The following is a 21764-nucleotide window of genomic DNA, read 5'->3' on the forward strand; positions in this document are numbered from 1 at the left end:
CCATCAGATCTCCTTGACGTACTCGAACGGCTCCTGGCAGCTGCGGCAGCGCCACAACGCCTTGCAGGAGGTGGCCGCGAAGCGCGAGGTCTCCTCGGTGTCGACCGAACCGCAGCGCGGGCAAGCGATCGTGCGCCGGGTCGGCGACAGGTTCAGCGGGACGGGGCCCGCCGCGTGCCGCGGGGCCGGCGTCGGCGGGGCGATGCCGTGCTCGGCGAGCTTGCGGCGCCCGGCGGCGGTGATCCAGTCGCTGGTCCACGGCGGGTCCAGGACCGTGCGGATCTCGACCCGGTCGAAGCCCGCCTCGCGCAGCCGCGCGTCGACGCCGGCGCGCATCTCGGCCATGGCCGGGCAGCCCGAGTAGGTCGGCGTGAGGCTCGCGACGACCGTCCCGTCGTCCTCGATCGTGACGGTGCGCAGGACACCCAGGTCGGCCAGGGTGAGCATCGGCAGCTCCGGGTCCGGCACCTGTTCGGCGAGGTGCCGGGCGCGTCGGACGTCGTCCAGGACGGTCACCATGTCGCCTCCGGATGAGCGCGGGCGACACTCTGCAACTCGGCGACGAGCGGGCCGAGATGGTCGGTGTGCTCCCCCTGCCGGCCGGCACCGGGCAGCGACTCGGCCTGCGGCATGGGTAGTCCGGCCGCGTCGAGGACCTGGCGGAGGTCTCCCATCACCGCATCACGCACGTCGTGCGCGGCGAACAGCTCTTCCCAGTACGGCGCCAGCGACTCCAGCGCCGCGACCATGCGCGCGCGGGACTCCGCCGTGCCGTCGCCCAGGCGCACGGTCCACTCGGCGGCGTACTGCCGGTGGTAGGTGAGCTCCTTGACGCCCTTGGCCGCGATGGCCGCGAGCACCGGGTCGGGCGAGGCGGACAGTTCGACGAAGTGGGCGAGGCGCCAGCTGGAGAGCACCAGCAGCCGCACGACGGAGAACGCGAAGTCCCCGTTGGGCAGTTCGGCCAGGCGTACGTTGCGGAACTCGTCGGCGTCGCGGAAGTAGGCGTAGGCGTCCTCGCCGCGCCCGGTGCCGTCGACCTGGCCGCAGCGCGCGTACAGCAGACGTGTCTGGCCGAGCAGGTCGAGGCCGATGTTGGCGAGCGCTACCTCCTCCTCCAACTCCGGTGCCCGGGTGACCCATTCGGCCAGCCGCTGGGCCAGGACCAGGGCGTCGTCGCCCAACGCCGTGCACAGGGCGGCCAGTTCGACGGCGTCGACGCCCTCGGGGACGGTGGTGTCCACCCCGCGCAGCGGGTCCTCGAAGCCGGTGCCGAACGCCCAGCGGGCGTCGCTGTCGTCGTGCCCCTCGGCCAGGGTCATGTAGACGTGGTCGTCGCTCATACCCGGCTCCTAGATGTGCGGGACATCGTCGGGGATGTCGTAGAAGGTCGGGTGCCGGTAGACCTTGTCGGCGCTGGGCGCGAAGAAGGGGTCCTTCTCGTCGCGGGTGGAGGCGGAGATGTGCTCCGAGAGCACGACCCAGATGCTCACGCCCTCGTTGCGCCGGGTGTAGAGGTCGCGGGCGTGGGTGAGGGCCATCCGGTCGTCCGCCGCGTGCAGCGAGCCGACGTGGACGTGGTTGAGTCCGCGCTTGCCGCGCACGAACACCTCGTACAGCGGCCACTCGGGTGTTCCGTGCCGGGTGTCGCTCATGCCGCCGCCTCCTGACGGGCCCGGGCCGCCTGCTTGGCCGCGTGGGCGCTTGCCGCCTCGCGCACCCAGGCGCCCTCCTCGTGGGCGGTGCGGCGCCGCTCCATCCGCTCGGTGTTGCACGGCCCGTCGCCGCTGATCACACGCTTGAGCTCGGAGTAGTCGGGGGTGCCGAAGTCGTGGTGGCCGCGCTCCTCGTTCCAGCGCAGCTCGGGGTCGGGCAGGGTCACGCCGAGCTTGGCGGCCTGCGGCACGGTCATGTCGACGAAGCGCCGGCGCAGTTCGTCGTTGCTGTGCCGCTTGATCTTCCAGGCCATCGACTGGGCGGAGTTGGGCGAGTCGTCGTCGGGCGGCCCGAACATCATCAGGGAGGGCCACCACCAGCGGTCGACCGCGTCCTGCACCATGTCCCGCTGTTCCTGGGTGCCGCGCATCATCGTCAGCAGCAACTCGTAGCCCTGGCGCTGGTGGAAGGACTCCTCCTTGCAGACGCGCACCATGGCGCGCGCGTAGGGTCCGTACGAACTGCGGCACAGGGGCACCTGGTTGCAGATCGCGGCGCCGTCGACGAACCAGCCGATGACGCCGACGTCGGCGAAGGTGGGCGTGGGGTAGTTGAAGATCGAGGAGTACTTCTGGCGCCCTTCGAGCAGTCGCTGCGTCAGCTCCGACCGGTCGACGCCGAGGGTCTCGGCCGCCGAGTACAGGTACAGCCCGTGCCCTGCCTCGTCCTGGACCTTCGCGAACAGGATCGCCTTGCGGCGCAGCGAGGGCGCCCGGGTGATCCACTCGCCCTCGGGCTGCATGCCGATGATCTCAGAGTGGGCGTGCTGGGCGATCTGCCGGACCAGCGTCTTGCGGTAGCCCTCCGGCATCCAGTCACGCGGCTCGATCCGCTGGTCCCGTGCGATCGTCGCGTCGAACTGCGACTCCAGCTCCTGCACGGCGTCGCTGTCGGGCGACGCGGCGGCGTGTGCCGTGGCCATCTCTACCACCTTTCCCCTACCGACCATTCGTTCGGTTCATCATACGGTGAACCCCCCACGGGCTGGCAAGCTCTGCGCCCCGGGTTCCGCGGATGCGGCCGTTCACCATGTGTAGAAGCCCTGTCCCGTCTTGTGCCCGAGTTCCCCGCGCGCCACCTTCTCGCGCAACAGCCGCGGCGGGGCGAAACGCTCACCCAGGGTGGCGTGCAGGTACTCCGCGATCGCGAGCCGGACATCGAGTCCGACCAGGTCCGTCAGGCGAAGCGGCCCCATCGGGTGCTTGTAGCCGAGCCGCATCGCGTCGTCGATGGCCTCGGGCGCGGCGACGCCCTCCTCGACCATGCGGATCGCCTCCAGACCGAGGGCGAGCCCGAGCCTGCTGCTGGCGAAGCCGGGGGAATCCTTGACGACGACGTCGTGCTTGCCCAGCGCCTTGGTCCACTCCAGCGCGGCCTCGACGGTGTGCGCGGCGGTGGCCGGGGCGACCACGATCTCGACCAGCGCGGAGGCGGGCACCGGGTTGAAGAAGTGCATGCCGAGGAAACGGTCGGGCCGGTCCAGGACGGCGGCGAGATCGGCGACCGACAGCGAACTGGTGTTGGTCGCGAGCACCGTCGTACCGCCCACCGCTTCCTCGGCCGCCTTCAGCACGCGGGCCTTGAGCGCGGCGTCCTCGGGCACGGCCTCCACGACCAGTTCGGTGTCCGCGGGCAGGTCACCGACCGTGTCCACGACGGAGACGCGCCGGATCACGCGCTCCGCGGACTCCCCGAGGTGACCGCGCTCCTCGGCCCGCCCGAGCCCGGCGCCGATCCGTTCCAGGGCCGCCGCGGCGGCCTCCGTCCCGCTCTCCACCACGGTCACCACCGAGCCGGCGGCGGCGAAGGCCTGGGCGATCCCCGCGCCCATACGGCCGCCGCCGATGACACCGACGGTCTTGGGTGCGGAGGTCATGCGCGGCTCCTTCGTTCGAGAAAGCGGGTCATCCGGTCCTTCTTGTCCTGGCCCTCGAACAGCACGGCCTGCGCCAGGTCGTCGGCGACGGGGTGGGCGCCGGGCGAGTCGACGACGAGCTTGGTCAGCCGCAGGGCCGCGGCCGACTGACGCGCCATGCGGTCGAGCAGCGCGTGCGCCTGCTCCAACAGCTTCTCGGCCGGTACGACGTCCATGACCAGGCCCGCCGACTGCGCTTCCCGGGCGTCCAGTTGGCGCCCGGCGAGCAGGATCTGCTTGGCCACCGACTCGCCGACCAGCTCGGGCAGGCGCCAGCAGGCACCGGCCGCCGCGATGATGCCGAGGCCCGGCTCGGGGTTGCCGAAGACGGCGTCGGGGCCGGCGATCCGCAGGTCGCAGGCGTAGGCGAGTTCGGCGCCACCGCCGAGGGCCCAGCCGTCGACGGCGGCGAGGGTCGGCATGGGCAGCCGCCGCACGCGCTCGAACAGGCGGCTGTTGATGCCCCGCAGCGCCTCGTCGCGACCGCGCTCCAGCAGCTCGGCGATGTCGGCGCCGCCCGCGAAGACACCGCCGTGGCCGGTCAGCAGGAGCAGCTTGGGCTCGCGCTCCAGCAGCTCGCACACCTGGTGCAGTTCGCTGATCATGTGGCCGCTGATGGCGTTGCGGGCCTCGGGGCGGTGCAGGGTGACGACGACCCGGTCGGCGCGCTCCTCCACCAACAGGGTCTCGTAGGAACGGAGTTCGGTCGTGGCCGTCGTACCCGCCGCATCGGTCGTGGCCGTCACGCCCGCCGCATCGGTCCTGGCCGTCGCACCCGGTCCACCGTTCGTGGCCGTCACACCCGCTCCCTCGCTCGTGGCCGTCATACCCGCTCCACCAGCAGGGCGACGCCCTGGCCGACGCCCACGCACAGCGTGGCCAGGCCGCGGCGGCCGTTCTCGCGCTCCAGGCGGCCGAGCAGGGTCAGCAGGATGCGGGCGCCGGAGCAGCCGAGCGGATGGCCAAGGGCGATGGCACCGCCATCGGCGTTGACCTTGTCCTCGTCGAGCTTGAGGCGGCGGATGACGGCCAACGCCTGGGCGGCGAACGCCTCGTTGAGCTCCACGGCGTCCAGCTCGCCGACCTCCCAGCCGGCCATGGCCAGGGCCTTCTCACTGGCGGGCACCGGGCCCAGGCCCATGAGGTTGGGCTGTACGCCGGCCGACGCGGAGGCGATGATCCGCGCGCGGGGCGTGAGCCCGTAGCGCTCCACCGCCTCGGCACTGGCCACCACCAGCGCGGCGGCGCCGTCGGAGAGCGGTGAGGACGAGCCCGCCGTGACGATGCCGTCCTCACGGAAGACGGTCCGCAGCGAGCCCAGCTTCTCCAGCGTGGTGGAGGGACGCGGGCCCTCGTCCCGGGTCACCTCGCCGTCGCCCACCGGGACCGGCACGATCTCGCGGTCGAAGCGGCCCGCGTCCCGCGCGGCCACGGCGCGCTGGTGGCTGCGCAGGGCGAAGGCGTCGGACTCGGCGCGGGTGATGCCGTCCAGGGCGGCGACCTCTTCCGCGGTCTCCCCCATGGTCAGCGTGAGCTTGGTGGTCTGCGGGTCGGCCCCGGCGGGCACGGCCCGGTCCGCGGCGGTGAAGCGCGGGTTGGTGAAGCGCCAGCCCAGTGCGGTGTCGTGCACCTGGCCCGGCTTGGCCCAGGGCGTGCCGGGCTTCTCCATCACCCAGGGCGCCCGGGTCATGGACTCCACACCCCCGGCGACCACGAGGTCCGCCTCGCCGGCGCGGATCGCCTGGGCGGCCGAGGCGACCGCCGTCAGGCCGGAGGCGCACAGGCGGTTGACGGTGTAGCCGGGCACGGTGTGCGGCAGCCCGGCGAGCAGCACCGCCATCCGCGCCACGTCACGGTTGTCCTCGCCCGCCTGGTTGGCGGCTCCCAGGATGACCTCGTCCACGGCCTCGCCGGGAACGCGGGCACGGCGGACCGCCTCGCCGACGACGAGGCCCGCGAGGTCGTCGGGGCGTACGGAGGCCAGGGCGCCGCCGTAGCGGCCCTGCGGGGTACGGGCCCCGTCGACGAGATAGACGTCGGACATCAGGCGGACTCCTCGGCATCGGTGAACGGGGGCGTCTGTGCGGCCTGCGATCCACCTCTTGACATGCAGGAGTGTTGCTGGATTACTTGGCCGTGTCGCACGCTAACCGAATGTTCGGTCGGTCCACAAGGTGGTGGAAATGACGACCCAGGCACCTGGTCCCGTGGAGCAGATGTTCGCCGCGGACGAGGCCTCACGACGGCTCGGCATCGAGCTGGTGCGGTACGGCGAAGGGACCGCCGTACTGCGGATGACCGTGACGTCCGCCATGGTCAACGGACACGGGATCGCCCACGGCGGTTACCTGTTCCTCTTCGCGGACACGGCCTTCGCCTGCGCCTGCAACAGTCACGGACCCGTGACCGTCGCCGCGGCCGCCGATGTCGACTTCATCGCCCCCGCGCGCGAGGGCGACGTTCTGGTGGCCACCGCGCGCGAGCGCATCCGGTTCGGCCGTAGCGGCATCTACGACGTGAGTGTCCTGCGTGGTGACGAAGTGATCGCCGAGTTCCGCGGGCGCAGTCGCACCCTCCGCAGCACACAACATGAGGAGCCGCAATGAGCAGCGAAGTGATCGGCGAAGTGACCGCGCCCTCGGGAGCCCGCCGCGGTGACCCGCTTCCCGAGGCACTGCTGGACGACGCCGAGCGCATGTCGCGCGAAGAGGTCAGGGACCTCCAGCTCACCAGGCTGCGCGCGACGTTGCGGCACGCCTACGACCATGTCGAGTTGTACCGCAGGAAGTTCGACGCGGCCGGGGTGGGTCCCGACGACTGCAAGTCCCTGGCGGATATCTCCCGCTTCCCCTTCACCACCAAGGCGGACCTGCGGGACACCTACCCCTTCGGCATGTTCGCCGTGCCCATGGACCAGGTGCGGCGCGTGCACGCCTCCAGCGGCACCACGGGCCGCCCGACCGTGGTGGGTTACACCGAGAACGACCTCTCGATGTGGGCGGACGTGGTGGCCCGCTCCATCCGCGCCGCGGGCGGCCGCCCCGGCCACAAGGTCCATGTCTCCTACGGATACGGCCTGTTCACCGGCGGGCTCGGCGCCCACTACGGCGCCGAACGGGCCGGCTGCACGGTGATCCCCGCCTCGGGCGGCATGACCGCGCGCCAGGTGCAGATCATCCAGGACTTCAAACCCGAGATCATCATGGTCACGCCCTCGTACATGCTCACCCTCCTCGACGAGTTCGAGCGCCAGGGCGTCGATCCCCGCTCCACCTCCCTCAAGGTCGGCATCTTCGGCGCCGAGCCCTGGACGGAGGAGATGCGCCGCGAGATCGAGGAGCGCCTCGACATCCACGCGGTCGACATCTACGGACTGTCCGAGGTGATCGGCCCCGGCGTCGCGCAGGAGTGCGTGGAGACGAAGGACGGGCTGCACGTCTGGGAGGACCACTTCTACCCCGAGGTGGTGGATCCGCTCACCGACGAGGTCCTCGCCGAGGGCGAGAGCGGCGAGCTGGTCTTCACCTCGCTCACCAAGGAAGCGCTGCCGATCATCCGCTACCGCACCCGGGATCTGACCCGGCTGCTGCCCGGCACCGCCCGTCCCGGCTTCCGCCGGATCGAGAAGATCACCGGCCGCAGCGACGACATGATCATCCTGCGCGGGGTGAACGTCTTCCCCAGCCAGGTCGAGGAGATCGTGCTGCGCACGCCGGGGGTGGCCCCGCACTTCCAGATCCAGATCGGCCGCCGCGGCCGGATGGACCACATGACCGTCCGGGTGGAGGCGCGTCCCACCAGCGAGCCCGCGCAGCGCGAGGCCGCGGTCAAGGACATCGCGCGGGGCATCAAGGACGCGATCGGCGTGAGTGTCGAGGTCGCCGTCGTCGACCCGGAGACCCTGGAGCGGTCGTTGGGCAAGCTGCGCCGCGTCAAGGACCTGCGCGACTGAGGACACGTACGGGCCCGGCCGTGGTCGGTGGCGACAGATGTCGTCACCGGCCACGGCTTTTTGTGAGAGGGGTCACGCCGTGCGGAGCGAACTCCCGCGCGGGCCTACCGTCTTGTGTGCGGCGACACCCGTCCGTCCCCCCTCCGTCTCCCCCCGCACCAGATTGGATCCACCCCGTCCCATGTCGACGTCACGACGTTTCCATGCCCCGGTGGCCCTGCCCGCCGACCCGTCCTGCTCCGTGATCCGCGACGCGGTCCTCGACGTGGGCCCGGACGGCCGCATCACGTACTGCGGTACGGCCGACACGGCTCCCCCGCTCGCCGCCGGGGTCCCCCGCACCCACCTGACCGGAATCCTCACGCCCGGACTGGTCAACACTCACGCGCACTCCCCGATGACCCTGCTGCGGGGCCTCGGCGGCGACCTGTCGCTGCTGCAGTGGCTGCAGGACGCCATCTGGCCGGCCGAGGCCCGGATGCGGCCCGAGGACGCCCGCGCCGGCATGCTGCTCGGCTGCGTCGAGATGCTGCGCTTCGGTGTGACCACGAGCGCCGAGATGTACGCGCACGCCGAACAGGTCGTCGACGCGGCCCTGGAGGCCGGCAGCCGGGTCCTGGTCGCCCCCGCCGTCTTCGATCTGCCCGGCATGGACTGGCGGGGCGATGTCGCCGCGATCGGCAAGTGGATCGACGCGGACGGCCTCCGCTTCGGACCGGGCGACCGTATCGAGCTCTGCTACGGGCCGCACTCGACCTACACCCTCCCGCCGGAGGCCCTGCGCGTCGTCGCACAGGAGGCCGCTCAGCGCGGCGCGCTGGTCCACATCCACGCCGCCGAGACGATCGCCGAGGACGTCGCGACGCGGGAGCGGTTCGGATCCGTTCCTCAACTCCTCAAGGAGACCGGGCTGTTGGACGGGCGGCTGCTGGCCGCCCATGCCGTCCACCTCTCCGACGACGACATCTCACTGCTCGCGCAGGCGGGCGCGGGCGTAGCTCACTGCCCGGGCTCGAACGCCAAGCTCGCCTCCGGCACGGCCCGGCTGCACGAGTTGCGCGCGGCCTCGGTTCCGGTCGGCCTCGGCACCGACGGACCCGCGAGCAACGACGACCTCGATCTGTGGGAGGAGGCCCGGCTCGCGATGATGTTCGCCCGCCTCGCCACCGCCGACCCCTTGGCGCTCACTGCCGAGGACGCGTTCCTCATGGCGACGACCGCGGGAGCCGCGGCCCTCGGCAGGACCGACATCGGCGCGCTGCGCGCGGGCAACTGGGCGGATCTGGTCCATGTCTCCGTGGACGGGCCCCAGTTCGCCGCGGGCCTGGACGTCTCCGACACCCATCTCGTCTCCAACCTCATGTGGGCGGCCGGCTCCCGCGCGGTCAACGACGTCTGGGTGGCGGGCGAACCCGTCGTGGTGGACGGCGAGACCGTCCGCGTCGACCGCGTGGCCGCCCAGCGGGCCGCGGCCCGATCGACCGCCCACATCAGCTGAGGAGCACGTCATGGACGGCAACGGGCGGTGGTTCAAGGAGCGCGGGCTGCCGCGCACCGAGGGTCACAAGGTCGGCGCCGAGCGGGTGCTGGACATGCTGAAGGGCGGGATCGAGGACGTGAAGGCCGGCCGCCTGGACCCGTCCAAGGTGAATGAGAAGACCCTGGCGAAGTACCTGTACTACCCGGACATGCCGGACGAGGACCTGCTGGCCATGGAGCGGGACATCGCGGGGAATCCCACGACCCCGTGAGAGAACTCCGGCCCGCGTGCAGTCCGGGGGGAGGGTCTGCGGCGCGGACCGGAGCGTCGGGGGCGACCGTGACGGGTCAGCCGGTGGTGGCCTGCTTGATGAGGTCGACGACCGCGTCGGGCTGCGACACGTGGACGGAGTGGCTGCCCGGCACCTCCGCGACCGTGGCACCGGCGCGCGCGGCCATCGCCCGCTGGGCCGGCGGCGGGATCATCCGGTCGTCGGCCGCGACCAGGTACCAGCTGGGCCTGGTCCGCCACGCGGGCTCGCCCACCTCGCCGTTGAGGGCTTCCAGCCCCCACGGCACCTGCGAATCGGCCATGAACCGCGCCTGCGCCCGCGGCAGATCACCGGCGAAGGAGGCGTGGAACCGGTCCCGGTCGAGGAACAGGCAGCCGTCCCGCGGCGGCAGGATCGGCGGAACCGGCGCACCCGCCGGCGGGTCGGCGATCAGCGAGCCGACGGACTCGCCCTTGTCCGGGGCGAAGGCCGCGACGTAGACGAGCGCGGAGACCCTGGGGTCCAGACCCGCTTCGGTGATGACGACCCCGCCGTAGGAGTGCCCCACCAGCACTACCGGACCGTCCTGCGCGGTGATGACCTGACGGGTCGCGGCGACATCGCCGGCCAGGGATCGCGTCGGATTCTGTACGACGCTGACGCGGTAACCGGCCGCCACCAGACGCCCGTGGACACCCTGCCAGCCGGATCCGTCCACAAATCCGCCATGGACGAGAACAACATTCCGTACGGAAATGTCCGCGGCCACGACGGCCTCCGTTCCCCTGCGCCAGGTCCAACTCTCAGGTCGCTCCCACTTTATGAACCGGCCATCCGCACAGCTACGGCCAAATGACCTAGGGAGTCAGGGGAGTTGGATGATGTGATGCAGGACACTCCATCTGGTTCGAACTTTTCGACGGCAATCCCGTCATGTCGCTGATTCGGTTCGACCACGATGGGAGGCTTCATGTCATCCCCCGCACCACCGGGCAGGGAAGGCGACAAGCACCTCGCCGACGACTCCGGAACAGGCTCGGTCGGACGCCTCGTCGGACGATCGGCGGAGCTGAAGCTCCTCGACGAACTCTTCGGAGCGGCGACCACCCGGGGCGTCGCGCTGATGCTGACCGGAGAGCCGGGCGTGGGAAAGAGCGCACTCCTCGACGCCGCCGCGCGGCGGGCCTCGGAAGAGGGTTTCCGAGTTCTGCGCGTAGTGGGCTCACAATTCGAGGAAAGCGTCAGCTTCTCGGCCCTGAATCAATTACTGCAGCCGCTGACGGGAGAAATTCCCGCGCTTCTGTCCCGGCAGGCGGAAACGCTGCAGGCGGTGCGCGGACTCTCCGAGGAACAGCCCGCCGAACTGCTCGCGATCGCCAACGCCGTGCACGTCCTGTTGTCCCGGACGGCCCTCGAGAAAGGTCCCGTCGCGCTGGTCATCGACGACGTGGCCTGGCTCGACCGGCCGAGCGCGGTGGTCCTGGGCACCGTCGCCCGCTACATCCGGAGCAGCTCCCTGGCCCTGCTCGCGGCCTCCCGTACCGGCGACGAGTCCTTCCTGAGCAGCACCGGGATACCCACCTACGAGGTGCGGCCGCTGGACGAGGAGTCCGCGAACGAGCTGGTGGCTGAGCGGTTCCCGGCCATGGCGGCCAGGGTCCGGCAGCGGCTGGTCGCGGAGGCCGCCGGCAACCCGCTGGCCCTGCTGGAGCTGCCCGCCGCGCTCAACGAGGCGCAGCAGACGGAGCGCGGGCCGCTGCCGGCCGTACTGCCGCTGTCGGAACGGCTCAAGGGGATCTTCTCCGTGCGGGTGAGCGGACTGCCCGACGCGACACGGGAGTTGCTGCTGCTGGCCGTGCTGGACGCCTCGGGCCATCTGCATGTCCTGGAGCGGGCGACGATCGGCTCGGACGCCCTGACCGAGCTGGGCCCGGCCGAGAAGGCGGGGCTGGTGCGGGTCGATTCCGTGACGGGCCGGCTCGTCTTCCGGCACCCGCTCACCCGCTCCGCGGTCATGGAACTGTCGACGAGCGCGGAGCGCCGGCGGGGTCACCTCGCCCTGGCCGGCGAGTTCCCGGAAGGGTCCGAGCGCCGGGCCCGCCACCTCGCCGCCGCGGCCGTCGGCCCGGACGACCAAGTCGCGTCCCTGCTGCACGAAGTGGCCTATCGGACGCTGCGCCGGGGCGACGCCGTCGGTGCCCTCACCACCCTGCTGCGCGCCTCCGAGCTGAGCGGCGAGGCGACGGCCAAGGCACGGATGCTGGCCGAGGCCGCCTGTCTGGGCGCCAACATCACCGGCGACCTGCGCAACGTCCGCGCGCTGCTGGACAACGCGCTGCTCGTCGATCCCGCGGGCGCGGGCACCGAGTCCCTCGCGGCGGCGACAGCGGCGGCCAGCCATCTCCTCAACGGGGAGGGCGACGTGGACACCGCCCACAAGCTGCTCGTGGCCGCGATCCGCAACCATTCGCTGCCGAGCTCCACCTGCACCAACATCCTGAGCGAATCCCTGCACACCCTGCTCCTGGTCTGCTTCTTCGGCGGCAGACCGGAGCTGTGGCAGTCCTTCGACCGCGTGGTCGCGGAGATCGACCAGCGCTCCCCCGACTCCCTGTTGGCCGTGCGGCGCGGCGCCTTCGGCGACCCCGCCCACGCGGCGTCGTCCGTACTGGACACGCTCGACGGCCTCGTCTTCGACCTGCACCGGGAGACCGACCCCCGGCGCATCGTGCGCACCGCCCAGTCGGCCGCGTACGTCGATCGGGTGCCCGGCTGTCGCAGCGCCCTGTGGCGCGTCATCGAGGACGGCCGCGGCGGCGGGGCCATCGCCATGGCGATCGAGGCCTTCTTCATCCTGGCCAACGACGCCTACGCAAGCGGCCAGTGGGACGACGTGCCGGACCTCACCGGCGAGGGACTGCGCTGGTGTGGGACGTACAACTACCGGCTGTCGTCGTGGTCGGGCCGGTTCCTGCAAGGTCTGCTGGCGGCCGCCCGGGGTGACAGCCGGTCCGCGGAGGACATCGCCGACCGGCTGGTGTCGTGGGGGAACCCCCGGGGGCTGGGCGCGCTGCGTGTGTACGCCGCGCACATCCGGGCCCTGTCCGCGCTCGGCGGCGCCGACTTCGAGGGCGCTTACCGGCAGCTGCGGTCGGTGGGCACCCCGGGCACGCTGCCTCCGCACATGCCGCACGCCCTGCTGCTGTTCCTGGACTTCGCGGAGGCCGCGGCGCGCACCGGCCGTCACGCCGAAGCCGTCCGGCATGTCGCGGCGGTCCGGAAGTCCGACATCCCCTCCGTCTCGCCGCGGCTGGCCATGATGACCGATGCCGCCGAGGCCATGGCGAACCCTGACGCCATCGACCACGACCTGTTCGAGCGGGCCATCGCCGCACCCGACGCCGAGCGGTGGCCGTTCGACTCGGCACGGATCCGGCTGGCGTACGGCGAGCGGCTGCGTCGGGCCAGGGCGGGCGGCGCGGCGCGTGTCCATCTGGCGGTCGCGCTCAGCACGTTCCAGCGGCTCGGGGCCGAGCCGTGGAGCGCACGGGCCGCGAACGAACTGCGGGCGAGCGGCATCCCGATCAGGACGGCGGTGCCCAGTGACGACCGGTACGCGCTGCTGACCCCGCAGGAGCGGCAGATCGCGCAGCTGGCGGCCACCGGGCTGACCAACAAGCAGATCGCCGCCCAACTCTTCCTCTCGCCCCGCACGGTGGCCGCGCATCTGCGGGGCGTCTTCCCGAAGCTGAACGTCACCTCCCGGGCCGGCCTGCGCGACGCGCTCACCGGCCTGGGCCAGCCCTGACCGCCTCAACTCCCGCCGCTGCGAAGGGGGTTGGCCGCGCACGCGGACAGCCCGCCTTGGCGGGGCGGGCTGTCGGGGTGCGCCACCCGAAGGTGGACTCATGAAGGGTCTGGGTCAGCCCTGGGCCGCGGCCTGCTTGATCAGTTCCGCGACGGCCTCGGGGTGGGAGACGTAGACGGCGTGGCTGCCGGGAGTCTCCGTCACGGTGGCGCCCGCGCGCTCCGCCATGATCCGCTGCACCGGCGGCGGGATCATCCTGTCGTCGGCGGCGACGAGGTACCAGCTCGGCTTGGTGCCCCAAGAGGGCTCGGTGATCGCGCCGTTGAGGGCGTCCAGACCCCACGGAACCTGCGCGTCGGCCAGGAACGCGGCGTCGGCGGCCGGGATGTCGCCGGCGAAGGAGGCCGCGAACTTCTCCCGGTCCAGGAAGAGGAAACCGTCCTGGGGCGGCAGGATCGGCGGAACGGGGGCGCCGGGCGCGGGGTCGGCGACCAGCGATCCGACGGACTCGCCCTTGTCCGGGGCGAACGCGGCGATGTAGGCGAGCGCGGCGACCTTCTCGTGCCGGCCGGCCTCGGTGATCACGGCACCTCCGTAGGAGTGGCCCACCAGTACGGCCGGCCCGTCCAGGGCGTCCAGGGCCCGGTGGGTGGCCGCGACATCGCCTTCGAGGGAGAGGGTCGGGTTCTGGACGACGACGACCCGGTAACCCTCACCGGTGAGGAGACGGTGGACCGGCTGCCAGCCGGAACCGTCGACGAATCCGCCATGCACGAGGACGACGTTCTTCACGGTGGTCATGGAGGTGGCTCCCGTTTGTCTTTGAAAAACTGTGAGACAGCTCCAACGTAGAGCGGGCAGTCCGCCCCGGCTACAGCCAAATGACCTAGTGGTGAGGGGGCGGCTTCAGGAGACGAGCGTGCGGTCGGCGGCCGGCCGATGCGCCCTGCCGCGGGCGGCGGCGAGCAGTTCCCGGGCCTCGTCGCGGCTGGCCCGGATGCGCTCCTCGGCGTCGCCGTGCGGTGCGTCCGCCGTGGCGGCGAGCGCCGCCGCGAGCTTGGCCCGCCCCTGACTGAGCCGGCTGCGCACCGTGCCCACCGGCACCCCGCACGCGTCCGCGATCTGCTCGTAGGAGCTGACCACCGCGGTGAAGTGCCGCAGCACCAACGGCATGCGCAGCACCGGTGAGAGTTCCTCCAGCGCCTCCCACACCCAGTCCCGCAAGGCGTTCCGCTCCAGCCACTGCTCGGGGCCCACGTCGGTCGACGGCAGATGCAGATCGTCCACCGGCCGGACGACGAACGAGTCCCGCAGCACCGAACGGCCGGCATTGCGCACAATCATCCTCAGCCACGCACCGACCGCACCCGGATCGCGTACGTCGCCGATCCGCAGCAGCGCCGTGAGCGCCGCGTCCTGCATCACGTCGTCGGCGTCCGCACCCGGCCCGAGAATGCTCAACGCCACCGCACGCATCCCCGGCCGGTGCCGCTCCAACAACAGGCCCAGCGCGGCGACTTCACCCGCCTGGGCCGCCCGTGTCAGGGCGGCGTCCTCGACGCGTGCCGCCTCGGCAACTTCCCGCATCATGAGAACCCTTCTCGCACCCGTCTGTCCCTCGTCGGTCGCGTGACGGCGTCAGGACGCCGGGACGTTCGCGGCGGTCACCACCCGTTCTCGACCGGGCACTTGGCGGGCACCGCCCTCCGAGCACGGGTGCCCGGAGGAACGGCTCCCCGTCGACGGGTGTGCCGCGTGTCAGGCGTCCGCGAGCCAGCTGCCGTGGAAGCCGGCGGGCACCCGGCGGGGCAGGTGGACGGTGGCCACCGGCTCCTGGGTGAGGTTGTCGGCGTCGAGGATCACCAGGTCGCTGCGGTCGGTCGAGGCGTCGTAGACGTAGGTCATGAGCCAGCCGGGGCCGCCCGGTTGGTCGTCGGCGGGCGCGAAGGCCGCCTCGCCCGGCAGGCGTCCGGGGGCGAAGTAGTGGCTGGCGACACTGGACTTGCGCAGGTCGTACCGGTGGATCGCGGCACGTGCCTCGTCCGGGTCGTACTGCTGCAGCTCCGGCACCGGCGCCGCGGTGGCGTGGCCGAAATCCGAGTGCAGGCCCTGGAGTCGGTCGTCGATGCGCGGGAACTCGCCCGGGTGGTCGTCCAGTTGCTCCTCGGCGACCGCGCCAGTGGTGAGGTCGATCGTCCAGCGCCACAGCTGGGCCGGGTCCGCCACGGCCACGCCGTCACGCAGGGAGGGGTAGCGCATGCCCAGCAGGACGAGCCGCCGACCGTCGTTCTCCTCGTACGAGTTGAGCGTGTGGAAGACGTAGCAGGGCTCTATGTCGAACCAGCGGATGTCCCCGTGCGGATCGTCCCTGCGCAGCACGCCGAGCCGGGCGCCGTAGGTGTCGGACCAGACGTAGGGCATGCCCCCGTCGGGGTCCATGGCGCGCTCGATGCTGAACACGGCCGGCAGGTCCATGAAGACGACATGGTTCCTGGTCAGGTAGAAATCGTGCATCATCGTGTGCGCCGGTACGTCGATCGGCCGGCTGACGGTCAACTCCCCACCGGCGTCGGCGCGGTGGTAGGTCAGGTAGGGCGCCGACAGACCGCCGTAGCCGTAGAAGTGCAGTTCGCCGGTGACCGGGCAGGTCTTGGGGTGGGCGGTCATCGGGGTGCGCAGCCGGCCGCCGAAGTCGAAGGGCCCGACGGTGTCCAGCTCGCGTCCGGCCTCGCAGCTCAACTCGTAGGGGAAGGACGTCTCGACGAGGGCGAGCGTGCGGCCCGCGTGCCGGACGACGTGGGTGTTGGCGACGCCGGCGGTGAGGTTCATCTGACCGTCCGGGCCGTAGACCTGTGCACCCGACTCGAAGGTGGGGGTGCGGACCCAGCGGTTGCGGTACGAGGTGGCCCTGCCGCCTTCGAGGCGGACTCCGTGGACCATGCCGTCACCGGTGAACCAGTGGGCCGAGTTCGCCTCGTGCGGGTTGGGGCCGTTGCGCAGGTACCAGCCGGTGAGTTCCGGCGGGATGGAGCCGGTCACTGCCAGTTCGGCGACCGTGATCTCGTCGGGCACCGGGGCGAAGTTTCCGGCGAGGTGCGGAGGGTGTTCGTCTGTGCTCACTGGGAGTTCCTTCGGGAGGACGGTCAGGCGTTCGCCGCGTTCGCGGCCATCAGGGCTTCGAGACGGGCCTGGACCCGACGGGGATAGATCGAGGTGAAGACCGCGGGGGCGACCAGACCGACCACGTGTGCGGTGATACCGACCCAGGCCGGGGCGTCGGTGGCGTCGCCGATGGCCAGCGAGACGGCGATGAAGGTGAAGCCGGCTCCCCAGGCAGCCGTGATGTGGTTGTTGACGGCGAGGAAGCCGGGGGTGTTCCAGTACTCCTCGGGCGTCTGCCTGCGGGCGATGCCCATCGTGAAGGGGCTCTTGATCGCCATGCTGCCCCAGGCCGTCAGGGCGAGCCAGACGAAGGAGAGGACGTCGCTGTGGTCCTGGACGGAGGAGTCGGGCGAGCTGAAGGCGATCGACCCGATGATGACGAAGTAGACGATCGTGCTGATCTCCAGGACCATCGCGTCCAGCGCCACGCCCCGGCTCCGGTCCTGAAGGAGCAGTAGAACGCCGGTGACGAAGCCGGCCACGGCGCCCCAGCGCCAGTCGAAGGCGGAGACGACCCCTGCCGCGATCCATGGGGTGAAACCACGCAGATAACTCATGACACCCACGTCGTGTTACCTCGCATCTCGATGTTCCAACTTTGACAGGTGAAAGCTAGAAGCTCAGAAACCAACATGTCAAGACCGGAATATTGAACAGAAGTCGATCCAGAACCCGCAGGGCCCGCGGAGCCCCGGATCGGCAGGCTCCGGAGGGGTAGTTTTCGACCTGTCACTTTTGGAAGGCCGGGGGTTATGGTTGTGAACATGAGCCTTCGTCACGCCCTCTTGGGACTCCTCGTCTTCCGCCCCGGCAGCGGCTATGACCTGCTGAAGATCTTCAACACCTCTCTCGGGTACGTCTGGCCCGCGAAGCAGAGTCAGATCTACGGCGAGCTGACGAAGCTGGACGCGACAGGCCTGATCAAGGTCACCGAGGAGGGCCCGCGGGGGCGTAAGCAGTACTCGCTCACCCCCGACGGGCACGCGGAGACGGTGCGCTGGCTGACCGAGGTCCAGGAGACCCGGCCGCAGCGGAACCCGATGCTCCTGCAGACCTTCTTCCTCGGACTCCTGCCGCGCGACGAAGCCGTGCAGCGACTCCTCGACCACGCGGACACCTCGGCCAAGGAGCACGACGCCCTGGTCGCCCTGCGGGACTCGGAGAACTGGGACCGGGACATGCTCAATGTGTGCGGCAGGCTGGTCCTGGAGCACGGCATCCGCCAGCGCGTCCTGGAACAGGAGTGGGCCCGCTGGGCCGCCGACCAACTCCTGGCGGGACACGTCCCGGAGCCCGGCGGGAAGGCAGGGGCGACGACAGACCCCGACGCACCGGACGCGGACCCGGCCGACGCCACCGGCCCCGCGCACCCTGGACGGTAGGACCTTCCCGACCGGGCGGCCCGCCCCTCCGCGGTCCTGCCCAACGTCCTGCGGCTTGCCATGGGGACTCCCTACAAGCGGAGAACATATCTCCGCTTGGAGACTATCACCGCTCCTTCCTGGCCGTGGCGGAGTCAAACCTGAACAGCCCGTACGGGCACTGTCCAGGTTCGAAAGACCGCGCCGAGCAGGGTTGCCTTGCGGAACGGGGGGGCCGGGCGCTACGAGGCGGCGGCGACGAATCCCGCGACCGCCCCGGCGAACTCCTCCGGCTCCTCGACGTGGCCGAAGTGCCCGCTGTTCTCCAGGACCAGCAGGCGCGACCCGGGGATCAACGCGTGCAGTTCGTCGGCCCACTTCATCCCGCAGATGAAGTCGTGCCGGCCGACGACGACCAGGGCCGGCACGGCGAGCGACCCGAGTTCCTTCCGGTCGTCGATGACGATCGGCTGACGGTTCTCGTCCTGTCCCGAGATGTACGCGGCGCTCACGGCGGCCCGGAACGGCGCGAACTCCTTCTCGCGGCCCCAGTAGTCGGCGAAGTACACCGGGACCAGCGCCTTGAGCACCTCGGTGATCCCGGCGTCGTCCTCGGTGCCGCCGAGGGCCTCGAACCCGGCCAGGATCGCGGGGAGTTCGGGCTGGTCGGAGTGGCCCGCGGCGAACTCCTGGACCAGCCGCATGGCTTCGGCGGAGTGTTCGGGGCCGGTGAGCGGCGCGCTCTCGTAGAGGATCACACCGGCGACCTGCTCAGGGCGGCGCAGGGCGTGGTACTGGACGACGAAGCCGCCGTGGGAGTGGCCCAGCAGATGCACCTTCGGCACACCGAGGTGCTCGATCAGCACCTCCAGGGACCGGCTGTAGCGGTCCCGGGTGTACCCGTGCGGGTGGGAGGGAAGCCGGCCGGAGCCGCCCGTGCCGACCGGCTCCAAGTAGACGATCGTGAGTTGCCGCTCCAGCGCGGGCATGCGCAGGTACCCCCAGTCGATGCCGGGTCCGCCGGAGTGTGCGACGCAGACCGGTCCGGATCCGTGGACGTGATAGCGCTGCGTCACTCCGTCGACGTCGACGGTGTGCGTACCGGTCGCCAAGGGGTCAACAAGAGGGGTGGCCATGGGAACTCCGTGTCAGGAAAGGGTCGATGACACGGACAGGACGCGGCGCGGAGGGCGAAGTTCGCCCTTGTTGTGTGGCGTGTGTCACATGGCAGTGCGCGGGGCGTTCACAGGACAGGAAGGGCTTCGAGAACCTGCACCGGCCTGGGATGGAAGAGGCGCAGATGCCGCACCCGACCGGCGTCGTCCAGCGTCATCAGCCACGCCACGGAGGGCGGGCAGTGCTCCGGATCGGTGGTCGGGTTGATGATGTCCATCTCCCAGATGGACATCGACCGTCCGGCGACGGCGTGGGCGAGACTCTGCCGCACACCGTCCTCGATGTCGTTGTCCATGGCTCGTACGAGGACGTCCCGGCCCCCGACCCGGTCGCTCCCCCGCAGGAGCGCGACCTCGGGAGACCAGCGTTCGGTGAGCAGTTTGCCGAAGTGTCCGCTCTCGGCGGCGTCGAGGGTCTCCCGCGCCTCGATCCGGCTGGCCCGGACCCGCTCCTCGACATCGGCGTGCGGGGCGTCCGCCGTGGCGGCGAGCGCCGCCGCGAGCTTGGCCCGCCCCTGACTGAGCCGGCTGCGCACGGTACCGACGGGAACCCCGCACGCCTTGGCGATCTGCTCGTACGCGGAGACACCGGTGGTGAAGTGCCGCAGCACCACGGGCATGCGCAGCACCGGCGAGAGCTCCTCCAGCGCCTCCCAGACCCAGTCCCGCATGGCGTTCCGCTCCAGCCACTGCTCGGGCCCGGCAGCCGTTGACGGCAGACGCAGGTCGTCGACCGGACGCGTGGCGACCGCGCCCCGCAGCAGGGAACGACTGGCGTTTCGTACGATCATCCGCAGCCAGGCCCCCACCGCACTCGGATCGCGTACGTCACCGATCCGCCGCAGCGCTGTCAGCGCCGCGTCCTGCATCACGTCGTCGGCGTCCGCGCCCGGCCCGAGGATGCTCAACGCCACCGCACGCATCCCCGCCCGGTGCCGCTCCAGCAGCAGACCCAGCGCCGCGATCTCCCCCGCCTGAGCCGCGCGCGTCAGCGCCGCGTCCTCGACGCGTGCCACCTCGGCAACTTCCCGCATCATGCGACCCCTTCCAGCGCCCCTCCGGTCCATGGTCCACGACACCTCACCCGGCATGGGCGCCGGCGGGGGCGGGACGGGCAGGTGCGGCGGGATTCGGTCAGGCGTTCCGTGGGCCGTCGACGCCGGTGTTCGCTGCCCATTGACGCGATAACGCCGTTAACGTTACCGTCGATGGTAACGCCGTTAACACTCACGACGGCGGCACTTTCAGCGAGGTGAGGCAGCCGATGGGGCGACTCAAGGTTCTGATCTCCGGCGCGAGCATCGCGGGCCCCGCCCTCGCGTTGTGGCTGGCCAGGTACGGCGCGGACGTCACGGTCGTGGAGCGCTGGCCCGAACTGCGGGCCGGCGGCCAACTCGTCGATCTCCGCGGGGTCTCCCGGGAGGTCCTGCGCAGGATGGGGGTCGACTCCGAGGTACGGGCCGCACGCGAGAGCAACTACGGCCTGTCCTTCGTCGACGGCCAAGGGCGTACCAAGGGGGCGCTGCGGGCCGACCAGTTCGGCGGGGACGGGCCGGTCGCCGAGATCGAGATCCTGCGCGGGGCCCTGTCCGGGGTGCTCCACGAACAGTCGCGGGACCGCGTCGAGTACCGGTTCGGCGATCGCATCACCTCGGCCCACGACGACGGTACGAAGGTGCACGTCGAGTTCGAGTCCGCGCCCGCCGAGTCGTTCGACGTGGTCATCGGTGCCGACGGACTCCACTCCGAACTGCGCGAGATGCTCTTCGGCCCGGAGACCGACCACCTGCACCACCTCGGCACGTACGTCTCCTTCTGGACCGCCCGCAACCACATCGGCGTCAAGGACTGGACCGTCGCCTACAGCGAACCCGGCAGGACCATCGGGATGCGCTCCATCCTCGACAACTCCAAGGTGATGGCGTTCTTCAGCTTCCGCGCGGGCCGGCCCTCCTACGACTGGCGGGATGTCGACGCCCAGCAGCGCATCGTCAAGGCCAGGGCCTCCGGCATGGCCTGGGAGGCCGCCGCCCTGCTGTCGCAGATCGACACCGCCCCCGACTTCTACTTCGACACCTGCAGTCAGGTCAGGCTCCCCAAGTGGTCCACCGGACGCGTCGGTCTGGTGGGAGACGCCGCCTACTCGGCCTCGCCGCTGTCGGGTCACGGCACCACGATCGCCATGGTGGGCGCCTATGTCCTCGCGGGCGAACTGGCGGCCACCCCGGACGACATCGCGGGGGCGCTCACCCGGTACGAGGTGAAACTGCGCCCGTGGATCGGAGAGATCCAGCAGTGGGCCCCCGACCAGGGGAAGGTGATGACGCCCCGGACCTCACTCGGCATCGCGTTCCGCAACGGGGTCGTCCGCTTGGCAAGTCACCTGCCCGGCAAGGAACTTCTGCTGCGCAGCCAGGTCAACAGGTCGAACGCGTTCCTGCTCGACGACTACTCACGGCACCTGGTGGCGGCGTAGCCACCAGCGGAAGGGAATCAAGATGTCGGTCCATGCTGTCAATCCCCCTGAACTGCCCCCGCTGCCGGGTGTCCTCTCCCACGCGGTGACCGTGCCGGCCCTCGGACTCGTCTACACCTCCGGCCAGGTCGCCTGGGACAAGGACGGCCAACTCGTGGGCGGGGACGACCTCGTGGCACAGTTCGAGCAGGCCTACGAGAACGTGGAGGCGGCGCTCCGGGCCGCCGGGTCCTCCCGCGAGAAGATCATCAAGGAGACGGTCTACCTGGCGGGTTACACCACCGACCAGGCCGGCGAGCTGGTAGCCGCGCTCACCGCGGCGCGCAGAGGCTGTCCGACACCGCCCGCCAGCACCGCCGTTGGCGTCTCCACCCTCTTCCAGGACGGCTTCCTCGTGGAGATCGAAGTGGTGGCGACGCTCTGACCCGACGGCGGACCGGCCGACCGG

General features: G+C 71.0%; 21 protein-coding genes and 1 pseudogene. 8 read left to right on the forward strand and 14 right to left on the reverse strand.

Annotated features, from left to right (window positions below):
* Positions 1-3 precede the first annotated feature (3 nt).
* The 7 genes from paaD to ACIQI8_RS08440 all read right to left on the reverse strand — a co-directional run bounded on the left by paaD (position 4) and on the right by ACIQI8_RS08440 (position 5678).
* On the reverse strand, positions 4-519 hold the full coding sequence (paaD, locus tag ACIQI8_RS08410) for a 1,2-phenylacetyl-CoA epoxidase subunit PaaD (RefSeq protein WP_402346167.1): 516 nt from the start codon (positions 517-519) through the stop codon (positions 4-6).
* Entirely contained in the window at positions 513-1343 is an 831-nt protein-coding gene (gene paaC, locus ACIQI8_RS08415) for a 1,2-phenylacetyl-CoA epoxidase subunit PaaC (protein WP_402346169.1), read from the reverse strand. The genes paaD and paaC overlap by 7 nt, the downstream gene beginning before the upstream one ends.
* Positions 1344-1352: 9 nt before the next feature.
* On the reverse strand, positions 1353-1655 hold the full coding sequence (gene paaB, locus ACIQI8_RS08420) for a 1,2-phenylacetyl-CoA epoxidase subunit PaaB (RefSeq protein WP_402346171.1): 303 nt from the start codon (positions 1653-1655) through the stop codon (positions 1353-1355).
* Positions 1652-2638, reverse strand: a complete 987-nt coding sequence (gene paaA / locus ACIQI8_RS08425; protein WP_402346173.1) for a 1,2-phenylacetyl-CoA epoxidase subunit PaaA — start codon at positions 2636-2638, stop codon at positions 1652-1654. The genes paaB and paaA overlap by 4 nt, the downstream gene beginning before the upstream one ends.
* Before the next feature lie 102 nt (positions 2639-2740).
* On the reverse strand, positions 2741-3592 hold the full coding sequence (locus ACIQI8_RS08430) for a 3-hydroxyacyl-CoA dehydrogenase family protein (protein ID WP_402346175.1): 852 nt from the start codon (positions 3590-3592) through the stop codon (positions 2741-2743).
* Positions 3589-4458 carry an enoyl-CoA hydratase/isomerase family protein gene (locus ACIQI8_RS08435; protein WP_402346177.1) on the reverse strand — a complete coding sequence of 290 codons (870 nt, stop codon included), beginning with the start codon at positions 4456-4458 and terminating at the stop codon, positions 3589-3591. Before ACIQI8_RS08435 ends, ACIQI8_RS08430 begins: the two co-directional genes overlap by 4 nt.
* Positions 4455-5678: a thiolase family protein gene (locus ACIQI8_RS08440; RefSeq protein ID WP_402346762.1), complete on the reverse strand. Its 1224-nt coding sequence runs from the start codon at positions 5676-5678 to the stop codon at positions 4455-4457. Before ACIQI8_RS08440 ends, ACIQI8_RS08435 begins: the two co-directional genes overlap by 4 nt.
* A gap of 136 nt (positions 5679-5814) precedes the next feature.
* On the opposite strand from ACIQI8_RS08440, the gene paaI reads away from it, so the two are divergent.
* From paaI to ACIQI8_RS08460, 4 genes and pseudogenes are all read left to right on the forward strand, one after another.
* Positions 5815-6237 (forward strand): hydroxyphenylacetyl-CoA thioesterase PaaI, encoded by a 423-nt coding sequence (paaI, locus tag ACIQI8_RS08445; RefSeq protein WP_402346179.1) that lies wholly within the window; start codon positions 5815-5817, stop codon positions 6235-6237.
* The gene (gene paaK, locus ACIQI8_RS08450; protein WP_402346181.1) at positions 6234-7583 is read left to right on the forward strand and encodes a phenylacetate--CoA ligase PaaK; all 1350 of its coding nucleotides are present in this window, start codon (positions 6234-6236) and stop codon (positions 7581-7583) included. Before paaI ends, paaK begins: the two co-directional genes overlap by 4 nt.
* Before the next feature lie 211 nt (positions 7584-7794).
* Entirely contained in the window at positions 7795-9081 is a 1287-nt protein-coding gene (locus ACIQI8_RS08455) for an amidohydrolase family protein (RefSeq protein ID WP_402346183.1), read from the forward strand.
* Positions 9041-9289: pseudogene (locus tag ACIQI8_RS08460) on the forward strand (undecaprenyl diphosphate synthase family protein); the annotation flags it as partial. The gene ACIQI8_RS08455 and the pseudogene ACIQI8_RS08460, both read left to right, overlap by 41 nt.
* Positions 9290-9410: 121 nt before the next feature.
* On the opposite strand, the gene ACIQI8_RS08465 reads toward ACIQI8_RS08460, so the two are convergent.
* Positions 9411-10103, reverse strand: coding sequence for an alpha/beta fold hydrolase (locus ACIQI8_RS08465; RefSeq protein WP_402346185.1), 693 nt, complete (start codon positions 10101-10103; stop codon positions 9411-9413).
* Positions 10104-10304: 201 nt separating this feature from the next.
* Here ACIQI8_RS08465 and ACIQI8_RS08470 point away from each other — a divergent pair, with 201 nt between their 5' ends.
* Positions 10305-13142, forward strand: coding sequence for an AAA family ATPase (locus ACIQI8_RS08470; RefSeq protein WP_402346187.1), 2838 nt, complete (start codon positions 10305-10307; stop codon positions 13140-13142).
* A gap of 114 nt (positions 13143-13256) precedes the next feature.
* Here ACIQI8_RS08470 and ACIQI8_RS08475 read toward each other — a convergent pair whose 3' ends face one another.
* The 4 genes from ACIQI8_RS08475 to ACIQI8_RS08490 all read right to left on the reverse strand — a co-directional run bounded on the left by ACIQI8_RS08475 (position 13257) and on the right by ACIQI8_RS08490 (position 16861).
* Complete coding sequence (locus tag ACIQI8_RS08475) at positions 13257-13943, reverse strand: alpha/beta fold hydrolase (protein WP_402346189.1); 687 nt, start codon at positions 13941-13943, stop codon at positions 13257-13259.
* Between the two features lie 105 nt (positions 13944-14048).
* A complete protein-coding gene (locus tag ACIQI8_RS08480; RefSeq protein ID WP_402346191.1) occupies positions 14049-14732 on the reverse strand; it encodes an RNA polymerase sigma factor in 684 nt (227 codons plus the stop codon).
* Between the two features lie 168 nt (positions 14733-14900).
* The gene (locus tag ACIQI8_RS08485) at positions 14901-16262 is read right to left on the reverse strand and encodes a carotenoid oxygenase family protein (RefSeq protein ID WP_402346193.1); all 1362 of its coding nucleotides are present in this window, start codon (positions 16260-16262) and stop codon (positions 14901-14903) included.
* Positions 16263-16285: 23 nt separating this feature from the next.
* Complete coding sequence (locus ACIQI8_RS08490) at positions 16286-16861, reverse strand: hypothetical protein (protein WP_402346195.1); 576 nt, start codon at positions 16859-16861, stop codon at positions 16286-16288.
* A 207-nt stretch (positions 16862-17068) separates the two neighbouring features.
* Here ACIQI8_RS08490 and ACIQI8_RS08495 point away from each other — a divergent pair, with 207 nt between their 5' ends.
* Positions 17069-17686, forward strand: a complete 618-nt coding sequence (locus tag ACIQI8_RS08495; protein ID WP_402346197.1) for a PadR family transcriptional regulator — start codon at positions 17069-17071, stop codon at positions 17684-17686.
* A gap of 221 nt (positions 17687-17907) precedes the next feature.
* Here the strand turns inward: ACIQI8_RS08495 and ACIQI8_RS08500 are convergent, their stop codons facing one another.
* Together ACIQI8_RS08500 and ACIQI8_RS08505 are read right to left on the reverse strand one after the other, a co-directional pair.
* The gene (locus ACIQI8_RS08500) at positions 17908-18801 is read right to left on the reverse strand and encodes an alpha/beta fold hydrolase (protein WP_402346199.1); all 894 of its coding nucleotides are present in this window, start codon (positions 18799-18801) and stop codon (positions 17908-17910) included.
* A gap of 107 nt (positions 18802-18908) precedes the next feature.
* Complete coding sequence (locus ACIQI8_RS08505; protein WP_402346201.1) at positions 18909-19877, reverse strand: RNA polymerase sigma factor; 969 nt, start codon at positions 19875-19877, stop codon at positions 18909-18911.
* 227 nt (positions 19878-20104) lie between these two features.
* Between ACIQI8_RS08505 and ACIQI8_RS08510 the strand changes: the two genes are divergently transcribed.
* Both ACIQI8_RS08510 and ACIQI8_RS08515 read left to right on the forward strand, forming a co-directional pair.
* Positions 20105-21316, forward strand: a complete 1212-nt coding sequence (locus tag ACIQI8_RS08510) for an FAD-dependent monooxygenase (RefSeq protein WP_402346203.1) — start codon at positions 20105-20107, stop codon at positions 21314-21316.
* 22 nt (positions 21317-21338) lie between these two features.
* Complete coding sequence (locus ACIQI8_RS08515; RefSeq protein WP_402346205.1) at positions 21339-21740, forward strand: RidA family protein; 402 nt, start codon at positions 21339-21341, stop codon at positions 21738-21740.
* Positions 21741-21764 lie beyond the last annotated feature (24 nt).

Source organism: Streptomyces sp. NPDC092369, assembly GCF_044755245.1.
In the GTDB taxonomy this organism is placed as follows: domain Bacteria; phylum Actinomycetota; class Actinomycetes; order Streptomycetales; family Streptomycetaceae; genus Streptomyces.

Bases quoted from the DNA above. Each gene is read 5' to 3' on its own strand.
- paaD (WP_402346167.1), bottom strand. From the start codon at position 519: ATGGTGACCGTCCTGGACGACGTCCGACGCGCCCGGCACCTCGCCGAA.
- paaC (WP_402346169.1), bottom strand. From the start codon at position 1,343: ATGAGCGACGACCACGTCTACATGACCCTGGCCGAGGGGCACGACGAC.
- paaB (WP_402346171.1), bottom strand. From the start codon at position 1,655: ATGAGCGACACCCGGCACGGAACACCCGAGTGGCCGCTGTACGAGGTG.
- paaA (WP_402346173.1), bottom strand. From the start codon at position 2,638: ATGGCCACGGCACACGCCGCCGCGTCGCCCGACAGCGACGCCGTGCAG.
- ACIQI8_RS08430 (WP_402346175.1), bottom strand. From the start codon at position 3,592: ATGACCTCCGCACCCAAGACCGTCGGTGTCATCGGCGGCGGCCGTATG.
- ACIQI8_RS08435 (WP_402346177.1), bottom strand. From the start codon at position 4,458: ATGACGGCCACGAGCGAGGGAGCGGGTGTGACGGCCACGAACGGTGGA.
- paaI (WP_402346179.1), top strand. From the start codon at position 5,815: ATGACGACCCAGGCACCTGGTCCCGTGGAGCAGATGTTCGCCGCGGAC.
- paaK (WP_402346181.1), top strand. From the start codon at position 6,234: ATGAGCAGCGAAGTGATCGGCGAAGTGACCGCGCCCTCGGGAGCCCGC.
- ACIQI8_RS08470 (WP_402346187.1), top strand. From the start codon at position 10,305: ATGTCATCCCCCGCACCACCGGGCAGGGAAGGCGACAAGCACCTCGCC.
- ACIQI8_RS08475 (WP_402346189.1), bottom strand. From the start codon at position 13,943: ATGACCACCGTGAAGAACGTCGTCCTCGTGCATGGCGGATTCGTCGAC.
- ACIQI8_RS08480 (WP_402346191.1), bottom strand. From the start codon at position 14,732: ATGATGCGGGAAGTTGCCGAGGCGGCACGCGTCGAGGACGCCGCCCTG.
- ACIQI8_RS08490 (WP_402346195.1), bottom strand. From the start codon at position 16,861: ATGAGTTATCTGCGTGGTTTCACCCCATGGATCGCGGCAGGGGTCGTC.
- ACIQI8_RS08495 (WP_402346197.1), top strand. From the start codon at position 17,069: ATGAGCCTTCGTCACGCCCTCTTGGGACTCCTCGTCTTCCGCCCCGGC.
- ACIQI8_RS08500 (WP_402346199.1), bottom strand. From the start codon at position 18,801: ATGGCCACCCCTCTTGTTGACCCCTTGGCGACCGGTACGCACACCGTC.
- ACIQI8_RS08505 (WP_402346201.1), bottom strand. From the start codon at position 19,877: ATGATGCGGGAAGTTGCCGAGGTGGCACGCGTCGAGGACGCGGCGCTG.
- ACIQI8_RS08510 (WP_402346203.1), top strand. From the start codon at position 20,105: ATGGGGCGACTCAAGGTTCTGATCTCCGGCGCGAGCATCGCGGGCCCC.
- ACIQI8_RS08515 (WP_402346205.1), top strand. From the start codon at position 21,339: ATGTCGGTCCATGCTGTCAATCCCCCTGAACTGCCCCCGCTGCCGGGT.